General features: G+C 72.3%; 17 protein-coding genes, 1 tRNA gene and 1 riboswitch. Of the genes, 12 read left to right on the top strand and 6 right to left on the bottom strand.

Features of this window, described 5'->3' with window-relative positions; translation table 11 throughout:
- Window positions 1-189 precede the first annotated feature (189 nt).
- Window positions 190-600, top strand: coding sequence for a rodlin (locus ACQUQD_RS21600; protein WP_428953764.1), 411 nt, complete (start codon window positions 190-192; stop codon window positions 598-600).
- Between the two features lie 54 nt (window positions 601-654).
- On the opposite strand, the gene ACQUQD_RS21605 is transcribed toward ACQUQD_RS21600, so the two are convergent.
- Entirely contained in the window at window positions 655-849 is a 195-nt protein-coding gene (locus ACQUQD_RS21605; RefSeq protein ID WP_428953765.1) for a hypothetical protein, read from the bottom strand.
- A gap of 264 nt (window positions 850-1,113) precedes the next feature.
- Between ACQUQD_RS21605 and ACQUQD_RS21610 the strand changes: the two genes are divergently transcribed.
- Window positions 1,114-2,115, top strand: a complete 1,002-nt coding sequence (locus tag ACQUQD_RS21610) for an LCP family protein (protein ID WP_428953766.1) — start codon at window positions 1,114-1,116, stop codon at window positions 2,113-2,115.
- A 108-nt stretch (window positions 2,116-2,223) separates the two neighbouring features.
- On the top strand, window positions 2,224-2,631 hold the full coding sequence (locus ACQUQD_RS21615; protein WP_428953767.1) for a rodlin: 408 nt from the start codon (window positions 2,224-2,226) through the stop codon (window positions 2,629-2,631).
- 133 nt (window positions 2,632-2,764) lie between these two features.
- On the opposite strand, the gene ACQUQD_RS21620 is transcribed toward ACQUQD_RS21615, so the two are convergent.
- Window positions 2,765-3,055: a hypothetical protein gene (locus tag ACQUQD_RS21620; RefSeq protein ID WP_428953768.1), complete on the bottom strand. Its 291-nt coding sequence runs from the start codon at window positions 3,053-3,055 to the stop codon at window positions 2,765-2,767.
- A gap of 240 nt (window positions 3,056-3,295) precedes the next feature.
- Here ACQUQD_RS21620 and ACQUQD_RS21625 point away from each other — a divergent pair, with 240 nt between their 5' ends.
- The 8 genes from ACQUQD_RS21625 (at window position 3,296) to ACQUQD_RS21660 (ending at window position 11,317) form a co-directional block, all read left to right on the top strand.
- The gene (locus tag ACQUQD_RS21625) at window positions 3,296-4,522 is read left to right on the top strand and encodes an alginate lyase family protein (protein ID WP_428953769.1); all 1,227 of its coding nucleotides are present in this window, start codon (window positions 3,296-3,298) and stop codon (window positions 4,520-4,522) included.
- A 73-nt stretch (window positions 4,523-4,595) separates the two neighbouring features.
- Window positions 4,596-4,669 (top strand) — tRNA-Met (locus tag ACQUQD_RS21630).
- Between the two features lie 88 nt (window positions 4,670-4,757).
- Complete coding sequence (locus tag ACQUQD_RS21635; RefSeq protein ID WP_428953770.1) at window positions 4,758-5,102, top strand: hypothetical protein; 345 nt, start codon at window positions 4,758-4,760, stop codon at window positions 5,100-5,102.
- A 55-nt stretch (window positions 5,103-5,157) separates the two neighbouring features.
- Complete coding sequence (locus tag ACQUQD_RS21640) at window positions 5,158-6,213, top strand: PLP-dependent cysteine synthase family protein (protein WP_428953771.1); 1,056 nt, start codon at window positions 5,158-5,160, stop codon at window positions 6,211-6,213.
- Entirely contained in the window at window positions 6,213-7,451 is a 1,239-nt protein-coding gene (locus ACQUQD_RS21645) for an MFS transporter (protein WP_428953772.1), read from the top strand. Before ACQUQD_RS21640 ends, ACQUQD_RS21645 begins: the two co-directional genes overlap by 1 nt.
- Window positions 7,452-7,618: 167 nt before the next feature.
- Entirely contained in the window at window positions 7,619-8,722 is a 1,104-nt protein-coding gene (locus tag ACQUQD_RS21650; RefSeq protein WP_428953773.1) for a PP2C family protein-serine/threonine phosphatase, read from the top strand.
- Between the two features lie 244 nt (window positions 8,723-8,966).
- A riboswitch (cyclic di-AMP (ydaO/yuaA leader) is annotated at window positions 8,967-9,125 on the top strand.
- A gap of 11 nt (window positions 9,126-9,136) precedes the next feature.
- Entirely contained in the window at window positions 9,137-10,177 is a 1,041-nt protein-coding gene (locus ACQUQD_RS21655; protein WP_428953774.1) for a M23 family metallopeptidase, read from the top strand.
- A 183-nt stretch (window positions 10,178-10,360) separates the two neighbouring features.
- Window positions 10,361-11,317, top strand: a complete 957-nt coding sequence (locus ACQUQD_RS21660) for an aldo/keto reductase (protein WP_428953775.1) — start codon at window positions 10,361-10,363, stop codon at window positions 11,315-11,317.
- Window positions 11,318-11,330: 13 nt separating this feature from the next.
- On the opposite strand, the gene ACQUQD_RS21665 is transcribed toward ACQUQD_RS21660, so the two are convergent.
- The 4 genes from ACQUQD_RS21665 to ACQUQD_RS21680 all read right to left on the bottom strand — a co-directional run bounded on the left by ACQUQD_RS21665 (window position 11,331) and on the right by ACQUQD_RS21680 (window position 16,291).
- Complete coding sequence (locus tag ACQUQD_RS21665; protein WP_428953776.1) at window positions 11,331-12,665, bottom strand: PrsW family intramembrane metalloprotease; 1,335 nt, start codon at window positions 12,663-12,665, stop codon at window positions 11,331-11,333.
- A gap of 85 nt (window positions 12,666-12,750) precedes the next feature.
- The gene (gene trmB / locus ACQUQD_RS21670) at window positions 12,751-13,524 is read right to left on the bottom strand and encodes a tRNA (guanosine(46)-N7)-methyltransferase TrmB (RefSeq protein ID WP_428953777.1); all 774 of its coding nucleotides are present in this window, start codon (window positions 13,522-13,524) and stop codon (window positions 12,751-12,753) included.
- A 68-nt stretch (window positions 13,525-13,592) separates the two neighbouring features.
- Window positions 13,593-14,816, bottom strand: coding sequence for an L-2-hydroxyglutarate oxidase (gene lhgO, locus ACQUQD_RS21675; RefSeq protein WP_428953778.1), 1,224 nt, complete (start codon window positions 14,814-14,816; stop codon window positions 13,593-13,595).
- A 53-nt stretch (window positions 14,817-14,869) separates the two neighbouring features.
- Complete coding sequence (locus ACQUQD_RS21680; RefSeq protein WP_428953779.1) at window positions 14,870-16,291, bottom strand: MFS transporter; 1,422 nt, start codon at window positions 16,289-16,291, stop codon at window positions 14,870-14,872.
- Between the two features lie 608 nt (window positions 16,292-16,899).
- On the opposite strand from ACQUQD_RS21680, the gene ACQUQD_RS21685 reads away from it, so the two are divergent.
- The gene (locus ACQUQD_RS21685; RefSeq protein ID WP_428953780.1) at window positions 16,900-18,996 is read left to right on the top strand and encodes an asparagine synthase-related protein; all 2,097 of its coding nucleotides are present in this window, start codon (window positions 16,900-16,902) and stop codon (window positions 18,994-18,996) included.
- Window positions 18,997-19,033: the final 37 nt, after the last annotated feature.

The raw sequence follows: 19,033 nt of genomic DNA on the forward strand, positions 1-19,033 counted from the left end.
TCCCGGGCACTTGGTGTGACGGGCATGTTTGTCATACGGATCGGATTATCCGCACGGGTCCGTGGGGTGTGCGGCAAGGGGCCCAACGGATAGCGGCGGCGATCCCCGTCCGGGTGAACCTGGGCAACCGATCCAGTGTTTCGGAGTTGATCCGGGTGCTCCCAAAAGGCAAATGAAGGGGAACCTCCCATGATGAAGAAGGCTGTGGCTGCCGCGGCTGTCACCGCGTCCCTCGTCGGCATTGCGGCGGCGGCGGCTCCGCAGGCCCTGGCGGTCGGCAACGACGGCGGCACGACCTCCGAGAGCGGCAACAACGCTCAGCAGGCGTACGGCAACTCCGCCACGTACGGCAACATGAGCCCGCAGATGGCGCTCATCCAGGGCTCGCTGAACAAGCCCTGTGTCGGTCTGCCGGCCAAGGCCAACCTCGGTTCGCTCGTCGGCGTCGTGCCGGTGTCGGTCCAGGACATCCCCGTCCTGTCCGCCCCGCAGAACCAGCAGTGCGTCGAGAACTCGACCCAGGCCAAGGGCGACGAGCCGCTGTCGCACGTCCTGGACGACATCCCGGTGCTCTCCGGCAACGGTGCCGGAAACCACTGACGGAGCACGCAGTGCACGTTGGGCCGCCATTTATGGCGGCCCAACTTTTTTTGTTCAGGGGTTGTTCCAGAAGTCGCGGGAAACGATGTCGCTCCACTCCGCGTCGAACTGGTCCGGAAGCGTTTTCCCCAGGGCGCGCCATTCGTCCACCAAGGACGCGTAGGTGGGGGTCGAGCTCGGGGTGTCGGGTGACGTCCTGCTGGTTGGAATCAGCGCCTGTCGGTGCCAGCGCTCGTGAGGTACTCCCATGTCATCACCTCTTGCTGTCCAGCGGTTCGATGGGTCTCCCATACCTCTGGAGCGCACGGCGCCAATCGCCTTGTGAGGCGAAAGGGTTACTTTCGCCGAGCGCGACGCGGGCTCCCCTGGAAAAAAAGAAGATCTGCCTATCCTCCTCGTGCACCTACCCCTTCCCAGTGGAGTGTCACGATGCGGAAAAGTGTTCTTCGAGGTGGCCGTAGAGGGATTGCGCTCGGAGCCCTCGCTCTCGGTTTCCTGGCATTTTCGAGCGCCGTGGCCGGGCAGGTGGCCGGCGCCCTGCCGGCCCAGGTGGACGTCTTCGGCGGGCTGCGGGACCAGGACCGCCCGGAGAACGGAAAAGGGACCAACATCCTCCTGATGGGCACGGACGGCCGTGACACCATCACCCGCGCGGAGAAGGAGAAGTTCCACGCCGGCGGGGTCGCCTGCAACTGCAGCGACGCGATGATGCTCATCCATCTGTCGCAGAAGCACGACCGGGTCAGCGTGGTGAGCCTGCCGCGGGACTCCTACGCGGAGATCCCGGAGCACACGGACGCCGACGGCACCGTGCGGGAGAAGCACCCGGCCAAGATCAATGCCGCGTACGCGGAAGGCGGACCGGCGCTCGCGGTGCAGACGGTCGAGTCGATGACGGGTGTGCGCGTCGACCACTTCCTGCAGATCGACTTCCGCCGGTTCATCGACAGCGTCGACGCCGTGAACGGGGTGAAGGTCTGCACGCCCCGCCGGCTGTCGGACTCGGCCACCAAGCTGAACCTCGCCCCCGGCGGCCACCGCCTCGCCGGAGGCCCCTCCCTGCAGTACGTGCGCTCCCGCCACCTGGACGCGAGCGCCGACCTCGGACGCGTACAGCGCCAGCAGCGCTTCCTGGTCAACGCGATGCGGGGCGACCGGCTGGGGAAGATCCTCGCCGACCCGGCCAAGGCCTCGGGGCTGGCGAGGACGGTCCTCGGATCCGCCTCGGTCGACCAGGGATTCAGCGTGGGCGACCTGGTGTCCCTGGCGCGGGACCTCCGCAAGATCCCGCTGGCGAAGACGGAGTTCGGGACGGTGCCCATCGACGGGTTCAACCCGCTGATCGAGAACGTGGGGTCCACGCTGCGCTGGGACCAGGAGCGCGCCGGGCGTCTCTTCGCGAGCCTCCAGGAGGACCGCCCCGCGGCCCCGCCCGGCTCCCGGACCGAACCCCTGGACCCGCCGCGCCTGACCGTCCAGACCGTCGTGCACGGGGACAAGCTGGCCTGCAAGTGAGGCGGACGGCACTGGGCCGAACGGGTCGCGCTCCGCAACCGTCCGAATGCTGACCAGTTGATCAAACGTAACTCCCCAATCGGAGTTCGTTCAGTGAAGGGAAAACTCATGAAGAAGCTGTGGGCAACCGCAACGATCGCCGCATCCGTCGCGGGCCTGTCGGCGGTGGCCGCTCCCCAGGCCCTGGCCATCGGTGACGACGGCGGCACGACGTCCGCCAGCGGCAACGGTGCGATGCAGGCGTACGGCAACTCCGCGACCCACGGCGACATGAGCCCGCAGCTCGGTCTCGTCCAGGGTTCGCTGAACAAGCCGTGTGTCGGTCTGCCGGCCAAGGTCAACGCCGGCTCCCTCGTCGGTGTCGTCCCGGTCGCCGTCCAGGACATCCCGATCCTGTCGGCTCCGCAGAACCAGCAGTGCGTCGAGAACTCGACCCAGGCCAAGGGCGACGAGCCGCTGTCGCACATCCTGGACGACATCCCGGTCCTCTCCGGCAACGGCGCCGAGAACCACTGAAGTAACTGAAGTACCCGAGGGGCAGTCGCCCGGTGCGGCTGCCCCTCCGCCGTGCTCCGGCCCCGTCGCCGGGCCCGGACACGACGATGGCGGCGGATCGCGTGCGATCCGCCGCCATCGTCGCGTCGTGGACCTACTGGACCGAGGGCACCACGTTGGTGACCGGGGCCACCAGGTCGGTGAGCTGGTGCAGTTCGTTCAGCCGGTCGAGACCGGAGAGCTGGCCGGCCGTGCTGGGCAGCTCGGCGCGGTGCTCGGCCGGGATCGCCATGGTCGACACCGAGTCGAGCGTCGCGGTCGGGGAGATGGCTTCGCCGCTCCCACCGCCCAGCGGAAGCGGAGCGGCTCCCGCCGTCGGGACGGCGATCGCGGTGGCTCCGACCGCGAGCAGGACAGCGGTGATGGCTCGTCGAGTTGAGGTCATGTCCCACCAACGGCGGGGAAGTCCGGGCGGACACGGGGGAGGGAGGGCACCCACCCGTCAGGTCTAAGACGGCGGGAAGCTCTGTTCGGGCCGGGTCTGAAGGCCGTACTGCGGGTGCTTTGACCAATCTTGACGAAGCGTGCGCTCCCGACCGGCGCAACAGATCCTGCGCCGCTCGCCCGCACGGGTCAGGCTGCCAGTGACCGAACCGGAGGTACCGGAGGCATGGCGAGGTATGGCATGGCAGCGGGCACGCGGGCGCGAGGCGTTCTTCTGGGGCTCCTCGTCCCAGTCCTGATGGGCGCCGTCACGGCGTGCGGCACGTCCGCGGGGACCACCGCGGACGTCGCGGCGCACCCCGACACCCGCCCCGCGGGGCAGGCCTTCGCGCACCCCGGTGTGCTGGTCGGCAAGGCGCAGCTGACGGCCGTTCACGACCACGTGGCGCGCAAGGAGGAGCCCTGGCTGTCGGCGTACAAGGAGATGAGCGGGAGCAAGTACGCCGCCCTCGACTACAAGGCCAAGCCGTACGCCACCGTGGAGTGTCCGCCCGACACGCGCCCCGGCCAGGGCTGTGTCGAGGAGCGCGAGGACGCCATCGCCGCGTACACGCAGGCGCTGCTGTGGAACATCACCGGTGACAAGGCCCACGCCGAGAAGGCCGTGCAGATCATGGACGCCTGGTCCGCCGAGGTGAAGGAGCACACCGAGGGCAACGCCGGGCTGCAGACCGCCTGGGCCGCCACGTCCTGGGCGAAGGCCGCCGAGCTGATGCAGTACACGTACGACGGCTGGCCGGACGGGCAGGAGCTGAAGTTCCAGCGGATGCTGCGCGACGCGTACCTGCCCGTGGTGCAGACCGGCTCCGCCGACTTCAACGGCAACTGGGACCTGGTCATGGCCGACGCCACCATGAGCATGGCGGTGTACCTGAACGACCGGGCCGCCTTCGACAAGGCCGTGGCGCACTTCCGGACCCGCGTCCCCGCGTACTTCTACCTCTCCTCCGACGGGCCGCTGCCGGTGAAGCCCGCGGGCAGCGACATCGACACCCCGGCCAAGCTGCAGACGTACTGGTTCGGGCAGAAGACCTTCAAGGACGGGCTCGCCCAGGAGACCTGCCGCAACTTCAAGCACGCCAGCTACTCCCTCGCCGCGACCTCCCACATCGCCGAGACCGCCTGGCACCAGGGCCTCGACCTGTACGGAGAGGTGAAGGACCGGCTCGCGGCCGCGCTGGAGTTCCACTCCAAGTACCAGCTCGGCGCCACCGCCCCGTCCTGGCTGTGCGGCGGCAAGGTGCAGCGCGACATGGGGCCCGACACGGAAGTGGGGCTCAGCCACCTCCAGGGCCGGCTGAAGATGCACCTCCCCGAGACGGAGAAGCTCACCCGGCAGCAGCGGCCCGAGGGCACGGACGATCTGTTCGTGGCCTGGGAGACGCTCACCCACGCGCAGTCGGTCTGAGAGCGGCGCGGAGGGCCCCCGCAGAACCGATTCGCGTTCGTCGCTCCTGATGGCGTACTGTTGGTTTCACCGACGCGGGGTGGAGCAGCTCGGTAGCTCGCTGGGCTCATAACCCAGAGGTCGCAGGTTCAAATCCTGTCCCCGCTACTGAAGACCGAGGCCGGAATCCTTCGAGATTCCGGCCTCGGTTCTTTTTTGATCGCGGACGGCTACGCGTCGTAGTCTCAGCCGCACGATGAGTGACGTACGGCAGGGGTCGAGTCGGTCGACGCGGCGGGCAGCGGCCCTCGCGCTGCTGCTCGCGCTGTGCGCGCTGTTCCTCTCCGGCAGCTGCCCCGACGGGTACGACACCGCGGCCGCCGCCCGTCACGACCATCACCGCTGCACCCCCGCCGAACCGCACCTCGCTGCCCAGCCGGCCGACCGCGCGCACCCGGACGGGCCGGGCGGCGGCCCGGTGACCCGGCGTCCGGCCGCGCCCCGGGTCCCGGCCCCGTGTGCCGGGGCCGCCCACCCCGGGGAGGTCCCGCCGGTCGCGGGGCACCGGCTCCTCATCGCCCTCGGGGTCGACCGGAACTGAGGCGGGTCCGCCTCCGCGTCCGGATCCGACCACTCGAAGGACACCTGCTCACCCCATGATCGGCAAGCTTCAGCCCCCGGCCGCCCCGGCCGCCGTGGGCAACACCCCCGTGCTGTGGATCGACGGCTACTGGGCCAAACTCGAAGGCTTCAATTTCGGCGGCATCAAGGACCGGGCCGCCCTGTACATGGTCGAACGGGCCCGGGAGCGCGGCGAGCTGCGGCCCGGCGGCGCCATCGTCGAGTCGACGTCCGGCACGCTCGGCCTCGGGCTCGCGCTCGCCGGGGTGCACTACGGACACCCCGTGCACGTCGTCACCGACCCCGGTCTCGAACCCATCGTGGCGCGGATGCTCGCCGCGCACGGCGCCCGGGTGCACCGGGTGCACGAGCCGAGCCCGGTCGGCGGCTGGCAGCAGGCCCGGGTGGACCGGGTCGCCGCGCTGCTGGCCGAACTGCCGGGCGCCTGGTGCCCGAACCAGTACCACAACCCCGACAACCCGGCCGCGTACGCCCCACTGGCCGCCGAACTCGCCGAGCAGGTCGGTGAGTTCGACGTGCTGGTGTGCGCGGTGGGGACCGGTGGTCATTCGGCGGGGCTCGCCCGGGCGCTGCGCGGGCGGCACCGGATGCCCGCGCTCGAACTCGTCGGCGTCGACTCCGTCGCCTCCACCGTGTTCGGTCTGCCGGCCGGGCCGCGGCTGATGCGCGGGCTCGGCTCGTCCATCCACCCGGGCAACGTCGACCGGGCCGCGTTCGACGAGATCCACTGGATCGCCCCGGCGGAGGCGGTGCGCAGCGCGCGGCGGCTCGCCGAGCGGCAGTTCGCGACCGGCGGGTGGAGCGTGGGGGCGGTGGCGCTCGTGGCCGGGTGGCTGGCGCGGACCCGGCCCGCCGGGACGCGGATCGTCGCCGTCTTCCCCGACGGGCCGCACCGGTACTTCGACACGGTCTTCAGCGACGAGTTCTGCGCCGCGCACGGGCTGCTGGCGGGCGCGGTGGCCGAGGCCCCGCGGGCGGTGGCCGGGCCGGGCCCCGGCATCGAGAGCTGGTCGTACGTGCCGGGCCCCGCGGCCCGTGGCGCCCGCTGCGCGACGGAGGGGGCCCGCTGATGCCCGCGCCTCAACTCCTGGTCCGTACCCGCCGGTTCGAGCCCGCTGTCCAGCTCCTGTACGTCAACCAGTTCACCATCAACCTCGGCTTCTACATGCTGATGCCGTACCTGGCCGCGCATCTGTCGGGGGAACTGTCGCTCGCCGCCTGGGCGGTCGGGCTCGTGCTCGGGGTGCGGAACCTGTCGCAGCAGGGCATGTTCCTGGCCGGGGGCGCGCTCGCGGACCGGCTCGGCTTCAAGCCGATGATCATCGCCGGGTGCGCGCTGCGGACGGTCGGCTTCGGCGCGCTCGCCTTCGCGGACACCCTGCCGGTCCTGATCGCGGCGTCGGTCGCGACCGGACTCGCCGGCGCGCTGTTCAATCCGGCGGTGCGGGCGTACGTCGCCGCCGAGGCCGGTGAGGAGCGCCGCGTGGAGGCGTTCGCGCTGTTCAACGTCTACTACCAGGCGGGCATCCTGCTCGGGCCGCTCGTCGGGCTCGCCCTGACCGGCGTCGACTTCCGGCTGACGTGCGCGGTGTCGGCGGTGCTGTTCGCGGTGCTCTCGGTCGTGCAGGCGCTGCGGCTGCCCGTGCGGCGGCGGGCGGCGGCGGGCTCCGGTGACGAGGGGGGCCAGTGGCGGACGGTGCTCGGCAACCGTTCCTTCTGGCTGTTCTCGCTCGCGATGACCGGGTCGTACGTGCTGTCGTTCCAGGTCTATCTGGCCCTGCCGCTCGCCGTGGAGCGGCTGCTCGGCGGGGGCCGGGCCGGGCAGGTCGCGACCGGCGCCCTGTTCGTGGTGTCGGGGCTCGTGGCGCTGGCCGGGCAGCTGCGGATCACCGACTGGTGCCGGCGCACGTGGAGCCGTGAGCAGTGCCTGGTCGCCGGGCTCGGGCTGATGGGCGCCTCGTTCCTGGTGCCCGCGGCGGGCGGCGCGGGCCTGACCGGGGTGGCCGGGCTGCTGCTGTGCGCGGCGGGGCTCGCGGCGGCGACGGCCGTGCTCTACCCCTTCGAGATGGACACGGTGGTGTCGCTGGCGCGGGGGCGCTGGGTCGCCACGCACTACGGGCTCTACAACACGGTGTGCGGGATCGGGATCACCGTGGGGAACCTCGGCACCGGGGCGCTGATCGCGCGCTCCCCGGCCGGGGTGTGGTGGGCGCTGGCCGCTGTCGGGGCGGTCGGGGCCGTGGCGCTGCACCGGCTCGGGCGGGGTGGGCGGCTGGCGGAGGTGAAGGCGGGGGCCCTCGCGCCGTAGGGGCCCCGTGAGCCGAGATCGGGTGCGGGGCTCTCGCGGCGCCGCACCCCGCGGGCTCCCGGGACGCCTCACCCGGACGGACCCGTACTGGTCGCCCCGCGCCCCCTCCCCGGGAACCCTTGGTGAGACGCCGGAAACCGGGGCGCGGACGCGGCAGGAGACAACTGGTGGGGCAGCGCGGAGGGCGGCACAGACAGGTGGCGGACGCCAGCGTCACCCACGTCTTCCTGCGGCTGCTGCCGGCGCTGCTGATCATCGGCGGCGCGGTCTACGAGTACTGCACCCCGTCCGGGTTCTCCGGGGCTCCTTTGTTCAGCGCGGCGCCTCTGGTCGCCGCCCCGTTCTTCTCGCTGTCCGGGACGATCCTGGCCGGGGTCGGCTCGATCGGCGCCATAGCCGCCGTGCACGTCAGATACACGCGGGAGTTCGGCTCCCCGATCGTCACCGAGATGGTGACCGTGGCCACCGTGTGCCTGCTGGCCTGCTTCATCAACCGGATCGTGCGCCGCAGCGACGAACAGCTGGCCTCGGCGCGGCAGATCGCCGAGGCGGCCCAGTTCGCGGTGCTGCCGGAACCGGCCGGGCGGATCGGCGGCCTGGCCATCGCGGCGCGGTACGAGGCGGCGCAGGCCGGCGCGTTCATCGGCGGCGACCTGTACGCGGTGCAGGACACACCGCACGGGGTGCGGCTCGTCGTCGGGGACGTGCGGGGCAAGGGCATGGGCGCGGTCGCCGCGGTGGCCGTCGTCATCGGCGCCTTCCGGGAGGCCGCCGAGCAGGAGGGCAGCCTGGAGGCGGTCGCCCAGCGCCTGGAGCGGGCGCTGGCCCGGGAGGGCACCCGGCGTCGCGGCATCGACGACTTCGAGGGCTTCACCACCGCCGTGCTCGCCGAGATCCCGCACGGCGGCGACCTCCTGCGCGTCCTCAACCGCGGTCACCCCGAGCCGATCGTGCTGCTCGGCGACGGCACGGTCCGGGTGGTCAGGCCCGAGGAGGCGGCGCTGCCGCTGGGCCTCGGCGAGCTCGGTGCCTGGCCGGACCGGGCCACCGAGGCGGAGTTCCCGGCCGCGGCGACGCTGCTGCTGTACACCGACGGGCTCTCCGAGGCGCGGGACACGAAGGGCGCCTTCTACGACCCCGCGGACCGGCTCTCCGGGCGCATCTTCCCCGGCCCCGAGGAACTCCTCGCGGCACTGGCCGAAGAAGTACGCCGGCACACCGGAGGCGGCACCAAGGACGACATGGCGCTGCTCGCCGTGCACCGCCCTTGATCATTGTCACGAGCGGTGATCGAGCGACCCCCCTGCGCATAACAATTGACGCACCGTCAGGAAAAGGCATGTTTCCCGTGCGTCAAAATCGTCGGTCAACTCGCCCGATTCCGCCCGGTCGTGCCCCGTTAAGTCCAGGCCAAAGACGTGAACGATCAGTGGGAACGGCTTGGAAATACTGTCGGCTGTCTATTAACGTTCGATAACGCAGCGCGGTCGTCCCAGCCGTCACAAGCGACGGCTCCGTGCGCACACGCTTAATCCCGCAAGGGAGCCGGGGAACCACCAACTTGGGGTGAATCAGGCATCGTTCCGTCGCTTTTCGGGCGTCGGGCCGTGCTCGTAGGAGACCTTCCTGCTCCGAACCCGTCAGCTAACCCGGTAGGCGAGAAGGAAGGAAAGGAGAGCGCCCCCGTGGCGTCGAACCGGCCTGCCCCCGAGTTCTCCGGATTCTCCGCCGACTCCGCCCCCGGCGAGTTCGGCGTCGAGCAGGAGACCTGGGAGGAGTGGAATCCCACCGAGGAATCCGTCCGTCCCGTCCGCGGCAGGCACCGCGTGGCCCGTCAGCGCGGCGGACTCGCGCGCAGCTCCACCGTCCTCGGTGTCGGCGTGATCGCCGCCGTCGGCGCGGGCGGCATCGCCACCGCGCAGGGCGGCAAGCCCGCCGTCCAGATCTCCATGCCCGACCTGTCGGCGGTCAAGGACTCGCTGCCCGCGGCCAAGTCGCTGCCCGGAGTGGGCGCGCTCATATCCGACGACTCCGACTCCTCGTCCGGTGCCGCCTCGGCCGCCCCGCTCACCACGGTGGGCAACGGGCAGTCGGACGCGGGCGAGGCACTGCGGGCCCGCATCATGCAGCAGGCCGAGACGCAGCAGAACGCGGCCGACACCGCGGCGCAGGCCGCGGCCGAGGAGGCCGCTGCCAAGCAGGCCGCCCAGGAGGCCGCCGAGAAGCAGGCCGCGGCCGAGAAGAAGGAAGCCGCCGAGAAGAAGAAGGCGGAGGCGGAGGCCAAGGCGAAGGCCGAGGCCGAGCGCCTCGCCAAGCTGGCCAAGAGCTACAAGCTCCCGGTCGCCTCGTACACCCTCACCGGCACCTTCGGGCAGCCCGGATCCATGTGGTCCTCCGGCTACCACACGGGCCTCGACTTCGCGGCCTCCACCGGTACGCCGATCTACGCCATCCACGGCGGCACCGTCACCGAGGCCGGCTGGGCGGGCGCGTACGGCTACCGCACGGTCCTCACCCTCGACGACGGCACCGAGCTGTGGTTCTGCCACCAGTCGTCGATGAACGTCAGCGTCGGCCAGAAGGTCAGCACCGGCGACGTCATCGGCCGCGTGGGCGCCACCGGCAATGTCACCGGTGCCCACCTCCACCTGGAGGTCCACCCCGGCGGGGACGCCACCGGCGTCGACCCGGCGGCGTGGCTGCGCGACAAGGGCCTCACTCCCTGAGCCGCGTCCCCTCCCTCTGAGCCCCGTCTCTTCTCCGAGGCGGGCCTCTCCCTGAGTCATGCCTCCCTCCGAGGCGTGTCTCCTCCGAGTTCCGGCGGTCCTGGCGGCAACCCCCCGACGTCAGGGCTGCCGGTTTCGCATGCCCATGGAATACCGTCTTCCGCAAAGGCGTTGAAGCAGGGCATGACTTCTTCCCCTGCTCTGCGCAAGCTCGGCTCCTCCGACCTCGAGGTCTTCCCGCTCTCCCTCGGGGGGAACGTGTTCGGCTGGACAGCCGACGAGGCCACCTCCTTCGCGGTCCTCGACGCCTACACCGCCGGGGGCGGCAACTTCATCGACACCGCGGACTCGTACTCGTCCTGGGCCGAGGGGAACCACGGCGGCGAGTCCGAGACGATCATCGGCAAGTGGGTCAAGGCCCGCGGCAACCGCGACGACGTCGTCATCGCCACCAAGGTCGCCCGCCACCCCGACTTCAAGGGCCTGCGCGGCGACAACATCAAGGCCGCCGCCGACGCCTCGCTGAAGCGCCTGGGCACCGATCACATCGACCTGTACTACACGCACTTCGACGACGACGAGACCATCCCGGTCGAGGAGATCATCGGCGCGCTCGACGAGCTGGTGAAGGCGGGCAAGGTGCGCAACATCGCCGCCTCGAACATCTCGCCCGCCCGCCTGCAGGAGTCCCTCGACCTCTCCGACCGCGAGGGACTGGCCCGCTACGTCGCCCTCCAGCCGCACTACAACCTGGTCTCGCGCGACACGTACGAGGGCGAGCGGCAGGACATCGCCTCCCGTGCCGGGCTCGGCGTCGTCCCGTACTGGGGGCTCGCCGCCGGCTTCCTGACCGGCAAGTACCGCCCGGGGGTCACCGTCGACAGCGCGCGGGCCGCGGGCGCGGGCAAGCACCTGGAGAGCGAGCGCGGCCGCAAGGTGCTGACCGTCCTCGACGAGATCGCGCAGGCCCACGAAGCCGAGATCGCCACGGTCGCCCTGGCCTGGCTCGCCGCGCAGCCCACCGTGACGGCGCCGATCGCGTCCGCCCGCACGGTCGAGCAGCTCCCGGCGCTGCTCGCGGTCGCGGACCTGGAACTGACGGACGCGGACCTCACCCGCCTCACGAACGCGTCCGCCTGACGGCCCCGGCCCGTCAGGAGCGGTACGAGTGGTACGGGGGGTACGCGCTGTACGGGTGGTACGCGGGGCCCGGCGCCATCGGCGGGCCCGCGTACACCGGCGGCCGCCACATCGGGGCCGCGATCCGGGAGCCGTACGCGAGCGCGGCCCGCGCGTAGCCGCGCCGCTCCCACAGCGCGTCGAGCAGCTCCCGCTCCCGTACGACGAAATCGGCGCCGGCCCGGCCCTTGCGGCCGCGGTGCCGGAGCAGGGCGAGCGTCGTCGCGTACTCCTCGTACGCGGCGACCGCCGCGGCCGCGTCCCTGCCGCCGTAGTGCGCGGCGTACTCCCGGGCCAGGCGGCGGGCCTTGAGCGAGCCGAGGGCGAACGGCTCGGGCGGGGCGAGCCAGCCCGCGGCGACATACGCGGGCAACTCGTTCCTGACGGTGCGCAGTTCGCGGTGGCGCAGATGGACCACGAGCCAGGTGATCAGGCCGAACACCGGCACCATGAACACCGCGTACACCGCGAAGAACCCGTACTCGCCGAAGGACGACGAGCCGTTCCAGAACGCGTGCATGCCCATCGCGGCGAGCAGCCCGGCGAGCGGCAGCAACGCACGGCGGGTGCGGGCCCGGTCGGGCGCCATGACCGCGGCGAGCCCGAAACCGATGCCGGTGAGCACCGTGAACAGCGGATGCGCGAACGGTGACATCACGATGCGCACGAAGAACGTCGCGGCCGTCACCGAGGTGAGGCCGGGGCCGGTGCCGGTCAGCTGGTCGGTGCCGAAGGCGTTCCCGAGGTAGAGGATGTTCTCGGTGAACGCGAAGCCGGTCGCCGTGACACCGGCGATGACGACCCCGTCGACGACGCCGGTGAAGTCCCGTCTGCGGAACAGGAAGACCAGCAGCACGGCCGCGGCCTTCGCGGACTCCTCCACCACGGGCGCTATGACGGTGGCGCCGAGGGTATCGGCGCCGGTCGGGTCGGCGGTGGCCGTCTCGATCCACCGGGTCGCGAAACTGTTCGCGACGATCGCTATCAGGGCGGCCGCGCAGGCGCCCCAGGCGAAGGAGAAGACCATGTTCCGCCAGGGCCCGGGCTGCACCCGGTCCAGCCAGCGGAACGCGGATATCAGCAGCGGTACGGGCAGCACGGCCAGGCCGAGCCCGACCAGGAATCCCTCGGTGCCGGTCTGCTCCCGCACCAGCGCGGCGATCACCGCGCCGGACAGCGCGAGCAGCGTGGCCAGCGCCGTGGCCCGCACGCCCTTCCGCTGCCACCAGCGCGGATGCGGGACCGCGCCGTCCGGCCGGGCGCCGGGGGCGGGGTCCTGGTGGGGCGGGCAGCCGGGGTACGAAGCCACGCATTGACCCTAACGAGGGATGCGGAGCGCCGCGACGGGGCCTCGGGCCAAGGTGCCGGGACGGCCGGTGCGGGCGTTACCGGTTCTACCTGCGCCGGAACAGCAGGTCGTGCACCACGTGCCCCTTGTCCAGGCCCTGGCCCTCGAAGCGGGTCAGCGGTCGGAACGCGGGGCGTGGCGCGTAGCCGCCGTCCGCCTGGGTGTTCACGTAGTCGGGGTGGGCCGTGAGCTCCTCGAGCATCTGCTCCGCGTACTCCTCCCAGTCCGTGGCGCAGTGCACCAGGGCCCCGGGCCTGAGCGGGCCGGCCACCAGGGACAGGAACTCCGGCTGGATCAGGCGGCGCTTGTGATGCCGCTTCTTCGGCCAGGGGTCGGGGAAGTAGACGCGCAGACCGTCGAGGCTGTCGTCGGGGAGCATCGCGCGCAGCAGGATGATCGCGTCGCCGTTGGCCACCCGTACGTTCGTCATGCCGCCGCGCTCGGCCAGGTTCAGCAGATTGCCCTGGCCCGGGGTGTGGACGTCCACCGCGAGGATCCCGGTCGACGGATCGTCGGCCGCCATCTGCGCCGTGGCCTCGCCCATGCCGAAGCCGATCTCCAGGACGACCCGGTCCAGGCCCGGGAACAGCTCGGCGAGATCGAGGACGCGCTGCCCGTCGATGTCCAGGCCCCACTGCGGCCACAGCCGCTGCAACGCCTCGGCCTGCGAGGTGGTGACCCGGCTGCGGCGCGGCTGGAAGCTGCGGATGCGCCGCTCGAAGTGCGATCCGGCGGGATCGGGCCGGGGCCCGTCCGGGAAGCGCGGCTCGTTCGGGCGCTCGGGCGGGGCGGGGTGCTTGGGCGATTCGGACTCAGACACAGTGGGGCGATTTTACGGGCTCCGGGGCGGCCGTCGCTCGCCAGGGACGGCCGGCGCCGGTCCCGGGCCTACGCCGAGCCGAGCACATCGAGGGCGCGTCGGGCCACCTCCCGGCCGATGGGCAGGGACGCCGTCGCGGCGGGCGACGGCGCGTTCAGCACATGGACCGTGCGGGCGCCCTCCCGTATCAGGAAGTCGTCGACCAGCGTCCCGTCGCGCAGCACGGCCTGCGCCCGCACCCCGGCCGGCGAAGGCACCAGGTCCTGCGGGTCGACCGCGGGCACCAGCCGGCGCACCGCGTCGGTGAACGCGCGCTTCGACGCGGAGCGCCGCAACTCGCCCGCCCCGTACCGCCAGTGGCGCCGGGCGATCCGCCACGACCCGGGCCAGGCCAGCGTCCCGGCCAGCTCACGGGGCCGGACGACCCCCCAGTCGTAGCCCTCGCGGGCCAGCGCGGGCACCGCGTTGGGACCCACGTGGACACTGCCTTCGATGCCGCGCGTCAGGTGCACCCCGAGGAACGGGAACGCCGGGTCCGGCACCGGGTACACGAGCCCGCGCACCAGCTCGGGCCGGGCCAGGTCGAAGTACTCGCCGCGGAACGGCACGATGCGCATCCCCGGATCGTCCCCGGCGAGCCGGGCGATGCGGTCGCACTGCAGCCCCGCGCAGTTGACCAGGACCTTGCCGCGCACGATGTCCCCGGCGGCGGTCCGCACGGCGACGCCCAGGCCGGCCCGCCGGTCGATCCGGACGACGTCCGCCCCGTACCGGATGTCGGCGCCGGAGAGCTCGGCGAGGTGCCCGGCGACCGCGCGGTAGTCGGCGATGCCGGTGCTCGCGACGTGGATGGCGGCCAGGCCGCGCACCTCGGGCTCGTACTCCTGGATCTGGGCGGGGCCGAGCTCGCGCACCGCGATCCCGTTCTCCCTGCCGCGCTGGGCGAGGGCGTGCAGCCGGGGCAGCTCGTCCCGCTCCGTGGCGACGATCAGCTTTCCGGTGACCGCGTGCGCGATCCCGTACTCCGCGCAGAACTTGACCATCTCGGCGGCGCCGCGCACCGCGAACCGGGCCTTGAGCGAGTCCGGGCGGTAGTAGATCCCGCTGTGGATCACTCCGCTGTTGCGTCCCGTCTGGTGCCGGGCCGGGCCGGCCTCCTTCTCCAGGACGACGACGCGCGTGCCCGGTGCGGCACGCGAGACGGCATACGCGGTGGCGAGACCGACGATCCCGCCGCCGATCACCAGTACGTCCCCGTCATACGCAGCCGTCCCCACCGGCCTCACCTCCATGCCCTGCATCTTGCCCGACACCACTGACAATCCATGCGGGACAGGGGGCACGACTATGCCGGGGCCATCAGAAGAGGCCTGGCCCGCTCGCGCAGCTCGACCACGCGCGGCTCGTCGCCGTAGGGCTCCAGGCGGTGCAGCAGGTCCTTCACGTACTCCGTGGTCCGCGCGGACGAGATCCGTCCCGCGACCTCCAGGGCGCGGGTCCCCTGCTCGCACGCGGCGTCCAGGTTCCCCGACTCCAGCTCGGCCACCGCCGACACCACGAGGCGTAAGCCGTGCGAGCGCACGAACTCCTCGGTGGGCTTGGACAGCGCCTGCTCGGTGAACCTGCGCACCTGCCGCGGCGCCTTCAGGTCGCGGTAGCACTCGGCGGCGTCCGCGGCGAACCGGTCGTAGGAGTAGAAGCCGAGCCAGGAGGGGTCGCTGTCGCCGTCCCTGGACCTCTCCAGCCATCCCTCGGCGGCCCGCAGCGCGGCCCCCGCCGCCTGCGCGTCACCGGCGCGTGCGTGCGCGCGTGCCTCGACGAGGCGGAAGAAGCTCATGGTGCGGGCGGTCGCGAGTCCTCTGTTGCGCTCCAGAGCGGCCTGCGCGAGGTCGACGCCCTCGTCCCCGAACCCGCGGTAGGTGGCCTGGAGCGACATGGTGGCGAGCACATAGCCGCCCAGGGGGACGTCCGCGGCCGCCCGCGCGAGCCGCAGGGCCTGGATGTAGTACCGCTGCGCGGCCTCCTGCTGCCCGGTGTCGAACGCCATCCACCCGGCCAGCCTGGTCAGTTCGGCCGAGGCGCCGAACAAGGAGCGGCCCACGTCGTCGGAGTACGAGCCGAGCAGCAGCGGCGCCGCCTCGACCCGCAGGCACTCGGGCACCATCGACGAACGCCAGTCGCCGCCGCCGTACTTGGAGTCCCAGCGCCGCGCGTCCTCCGCGGCCTCGCGCAGCTTCACCACGTCGCTGTGGCCGACCTTCTGGGGCGCCCCCTCGTCCGTCGTGTGCGCTTCTCTCGCGACAGACGAGTCGGCCGGGGTTATCAGCCACCGTGAGGCGGGCGTCGCGTACGCGCTCACCGCGAACGAACCGGCCAGGGACTGCCAGATGCCGCCACTGCCCGCCCGGCGCCCGGCGAGGTCGAGCCGGTACAGCTCCGTGGCCGACTTCACCGCCGCCCGGACGTCGCGTGGGAAGGCGAGGCCCACTTCGGGCGCGGGATCCGCGTCGGCCAGGCCGATCTCGTGCAGCGGCACGGGCCGGCCGAGCTTCTGGCCGATCGCGGCGGCGATGAGGTGCGGCGCGGCGCCCTGCGGCACCATGCCCTTCGACACCCACCGCGCCACCGACGTCTTGTCGTAGCGAAGTGTCAACCCGCGTTGTGCGCCAAGGTCGTTGACGCGGCGCGCCAGGCCCGCGTTACTGATTCCCGCGAGGGCGAGAACGGCGCCGAGCTTCTCGTTCGGTCCGCGTAGCTCCCTGGACATGCGCCACCCCTCGACACAGACGGCTGCCGCGCCGGCACTCCACAGACCGTCTTTTGGCCTGGCATAACCGCGCGGCATTCGTACACCCAGCGTAGTTCGCCGGATCCCAAGCGTTAAGTGGCGTAGTTCCGGATGGCGAGATTGTTGTCCGTACGGAAGTACGGCGCAGGCCACGCGCCGTCACTGTGTGCTCCGGGTGTGGTGCCGTGCGCCCGTGCGTGCGCTCTTACTCCGAGGCGGGGTCGCGGCTTCCATGGAACCTGCGTGGGTCGGCCCGCTGTACTGGATCCAGTGGGCTGGGGGACACCGCCGCCTACATCCCCGCGGGCGGCGGACCGGTCCGGGAGGCGATGTGCGCCTCCCGGACTGTGCGTTGCGCGCTGTGGCCGAAGCGGGGTGTTCAGCTCCGGCCAACGGAAGCCGATTTGGCCGAAAGTCGCCCCCGTCGTCCTACCTCGCCGTGGTGGTGCCACGGTTCAACTACGGCTCAAAAGGGGCGCATTAAGGGGAGCGCACGCCGTGTCCCGCTCCCTACTTGGCCCCTCTCGGGCGCCTCCTTCGTGGCAGCATGGGGACCCCTTGGTTGTCCACAGGTTGTGGAGGCGGCAATGCGGTGGTTGGTGGGATGGAGCAGCACCGCCGCTGGACCTGTCGCCTTCGAGTCCGCAGGAGCCACGGGATCGGACGGCGAAACGGTACACCCGGTCGGTTCCCAACTCCTGTGGGGCGACCCGGATCCGCTGTGGGCGGTCGGTGACTGGCGCCCCGACGAGGTGCGCATCGTGCGGGTCGACGACCAGACGCGGATCGCGGTCCTCGGCGTGTGCGGCGCCACCGACGAACAACTGCGCGTCGGGCTCTTCGCCGCGCGCGGCGGCGCCCTGCGCCACCTCACCAACTGGCCGGGCAGCTACACCGCCGTGGTCCAGGTGGGCCGCCGCGTCATGGTGCTCGGCGACCTGGCGGGCGCGCGCCCGGTGTTCTACACCCCCTGGGCGGGCGGCACGGCCTACGCCACCGCGGCCCTGCCCCTCGCGGACCTCATCGAGGCGAACCTCGACGTCGGCCACCTCGCCGCGCTGCTCGCCACCCCCGACGTCCCGGAGGCGCTGCACGACTCGACGCCGTACCAGGGCGTGCGCCGCATCCCGCCCGGGCACGCGCTGATCCTGCGCGCCGGGGCCCGCGAGATCGCCGGCTACGAGGCGGTGGCGTCCCTCGCGGTGGGTGCCGCGCCCGTCGACCCCGGCAGCGCCGTGGACGCCGTACGGGACGCCCTGGTGGACGCCGTACGGGCCCGGCTCACCGCGCCCCGGCACGTGCCCGGCACCGACCTCGACCCCGGACCCGTGCCCGGCATGGGGCCCGCCGAGCGGCGCGCCGCCCGCGGCATGCCCGTGCCCGGTATCGGCGCGGACCTCTCGGGCGGGCCCGCCTCCGGGACCCTCGCCCTCCTCGCGGCGGGCCTGCCCGGACTGCCCGGCACGGTTCTGGGGCACGGCACGGGCGCCGGCGAACGCCTGCTCGCGGTCACGTTCAACGACATCTCCAGCACGACGACCAACCACGAGGCGGAACTTGAACGTGCGGGGGCGCTGGCCGCGAACCCGCGCCTGCACCACGTCGTCGTGGCCGCGGGCGAAGAGGCCCTGCCCTACGCCGACCTGGACGGCCCGCTCACCGACGAGCCCAGCGCCAGCCTCGTCGCGGCGGCCCGGCACCGTGCGCGCCTCGCCTCCGGAAGCGCGGACCACTTCACCGGCTACGGCGCACGCCAGGTCCTGGACGCCCATCCGGCGCGTCTCACGGACCTCCTCATGGACAGACGCCGCCGCAGCATGGTGCGCCCGGTCGCGGCGCTCACCAAGGCGGACGGTTCTTTCACGGTGCCCGCGCGCGTGTACGGCGCGGCCCGCAAGCTGGCCCGTACGCCCTACAAGGCGGGCCTGGAGCATCTCTCGGACCGCCTGCTGCACCGCAGTTTCGACGAGCCGGGCGGCGCCGTCGGTGCGTCCCTGGCCGCGCTCACCTGGGCCAGACCGGGGCCCGCCGCGCGCTGGCTGACCGGTGAGGCTCTCGCTGAAGTATCGGTTCGCCTGCATCAGGGGACGACGCGTCCCGGACCCGGTCCCGGCCAGCGCCCCGGCGACTTCCGGGCCCGCGCGGCCCTGGCTCGCCACGCGGCGGACCTGCGCATCCTCGAACAGGCGGCGGAGATCCGCTTCCAGCGCCTGCACGCCCCGTTCCTCGACAACCAGGTGGTCCGCGCCTGCCGCGCGCTTCCCGAGTCCCTGCGCGTCCAGCCGGGGGCCCGCGCGACGATCCTGCGCACGGTCCTGGAGGGCGCGGGCGTCGCCGACCTGCCCCCGGGCTGGGGGGCGCCCTCGCACGCGTCCTCCGCAGCGGCGGCCCGCACGGGGCTGCGGGTGGCCGCGGACCAGTTGATCGCCCTCTTCGACACCCCGCTGCTGGCGCAGACGGGCCTGGTCGAGGCTCGTGTGGTCCGCAAGGCGCTGCGCGCGGCGGCCGACGGCGAACCCCTGCCTCTCGACGGCCTCGCCGACCTCGTCGCCCTGGAACTGTGGCTGCGCCGTCTGCTGGCCCGAAGAGGCACGTGCTGGACGGGCACCCCCGCACGCGCGCGTGCCGTCCCGACGGGCAGCGTCGTCCCCGAACGCGCCCTAGGAGCGGGTCCGCTCCGCTAGCAGCGCGCTCTCCCCCGCCCCAGCTCTCACGGCCGCC

The organism is Streptomyces sp. cg35 (genome assembly GCF_050410835.1).
Classification (GTDB): domain Bacteria; phylum Actinomycetota; class Actinomycetes; order Streptomycetales; family Streptomycetaceae; genus Streptomyces.

Excerpts from the sequence above, each read along its gene's own strand:
- ACQUQD_RS21685 (WP_428953780.1), top strand. The coding sequence starts at position 16,900 with ATGCGGTGGTTGGTGGGATGGAGCAGCACCGCCGCTGGACCTGTCGCC.
- ACQUQD_RS21640 (WP_428953771.1), top strand. The coding sequence starts at position 5,158 with ATGATCGGCAAGCTTCAGCCCCCGGCCGCCCCGGCCGCCGTGGGCAAC.
- ACQUQD_RS21635 (WP_428953770.1), top strand. The coding sequence starts at position 4,758 with ATGAGTGACGTACGGCAGGGGTCGAGTCGGTCGACGCGGCGGGCAGCG.
- ACQUQD_RS21620 (WP_428953768.1), bottom strand. The coding sequence starts at position 3,055 with ATGACCTCAACTCGACGAGCCATCACCGCTGTCCTGCTCGCGGTCGGA.
- lhgO (WP_428953778.1), bottom strand. The coding sequence starts at position 14,816 with ATGGAGGTGAGGCCGGTGGGGACGGCTGCGTATGACGGGGACGTACTG.
- ACQUQD_RS21660 (WP_428953775.1), top strand. The coding sequence starts at position 10,361 with ATGACTTCTTCCCCTGCTCTGCGCAAGCTCGGCTCCTCCGACCTCGAG.
- ACQUQD_RS21645 (WP_428953772.1), top strand. The coding sequence starts at position 6,213 with ATGCCCGCGCCTCAACTCCTGGTCCGTACCCGCCGGTTCGAGCCCGCT.
- ACQUQD_RS21615 (WP_428953767.1), top strand. The coding sequence starts at position 2,224 with ATGAAGAAGCTGTGGGCAACCGCAACGATCGCCGCATCCGTCGCGGGC.
- ACQUQD_RS21605 (WP_428953765.1), bottom strand. The coding sequence starts at position 849 with ATGGGAGTACCTCACGAGCGCTGGCACCGACAGGCGCTGATTCCAACC.
- ACQUQD_RS21600 (WP_428953764.1), top strand. The coding sequence starts at position 190 with ATGATGAAGAAGGCTGTGGCTGCCGCGGCTGTCACCGCGTCCCTCGTC.
- ACQUQD_RS21680 (WP_428953779.1), bottom strand. The coding sequence starts at position 16,291 with ATGTCCAGGGAGCTACGCGGACCGAACGAGAAGCTCGGCGCCGTTCTC.
- ACQUQD_RS21625 (WP_428953769.1), top strand. The coding sequence starts at position 3,296 with ATGGCAGCGGGCACGCGGGCGCGAGGCGTTCTTCTGGGGCTCCTCGTC.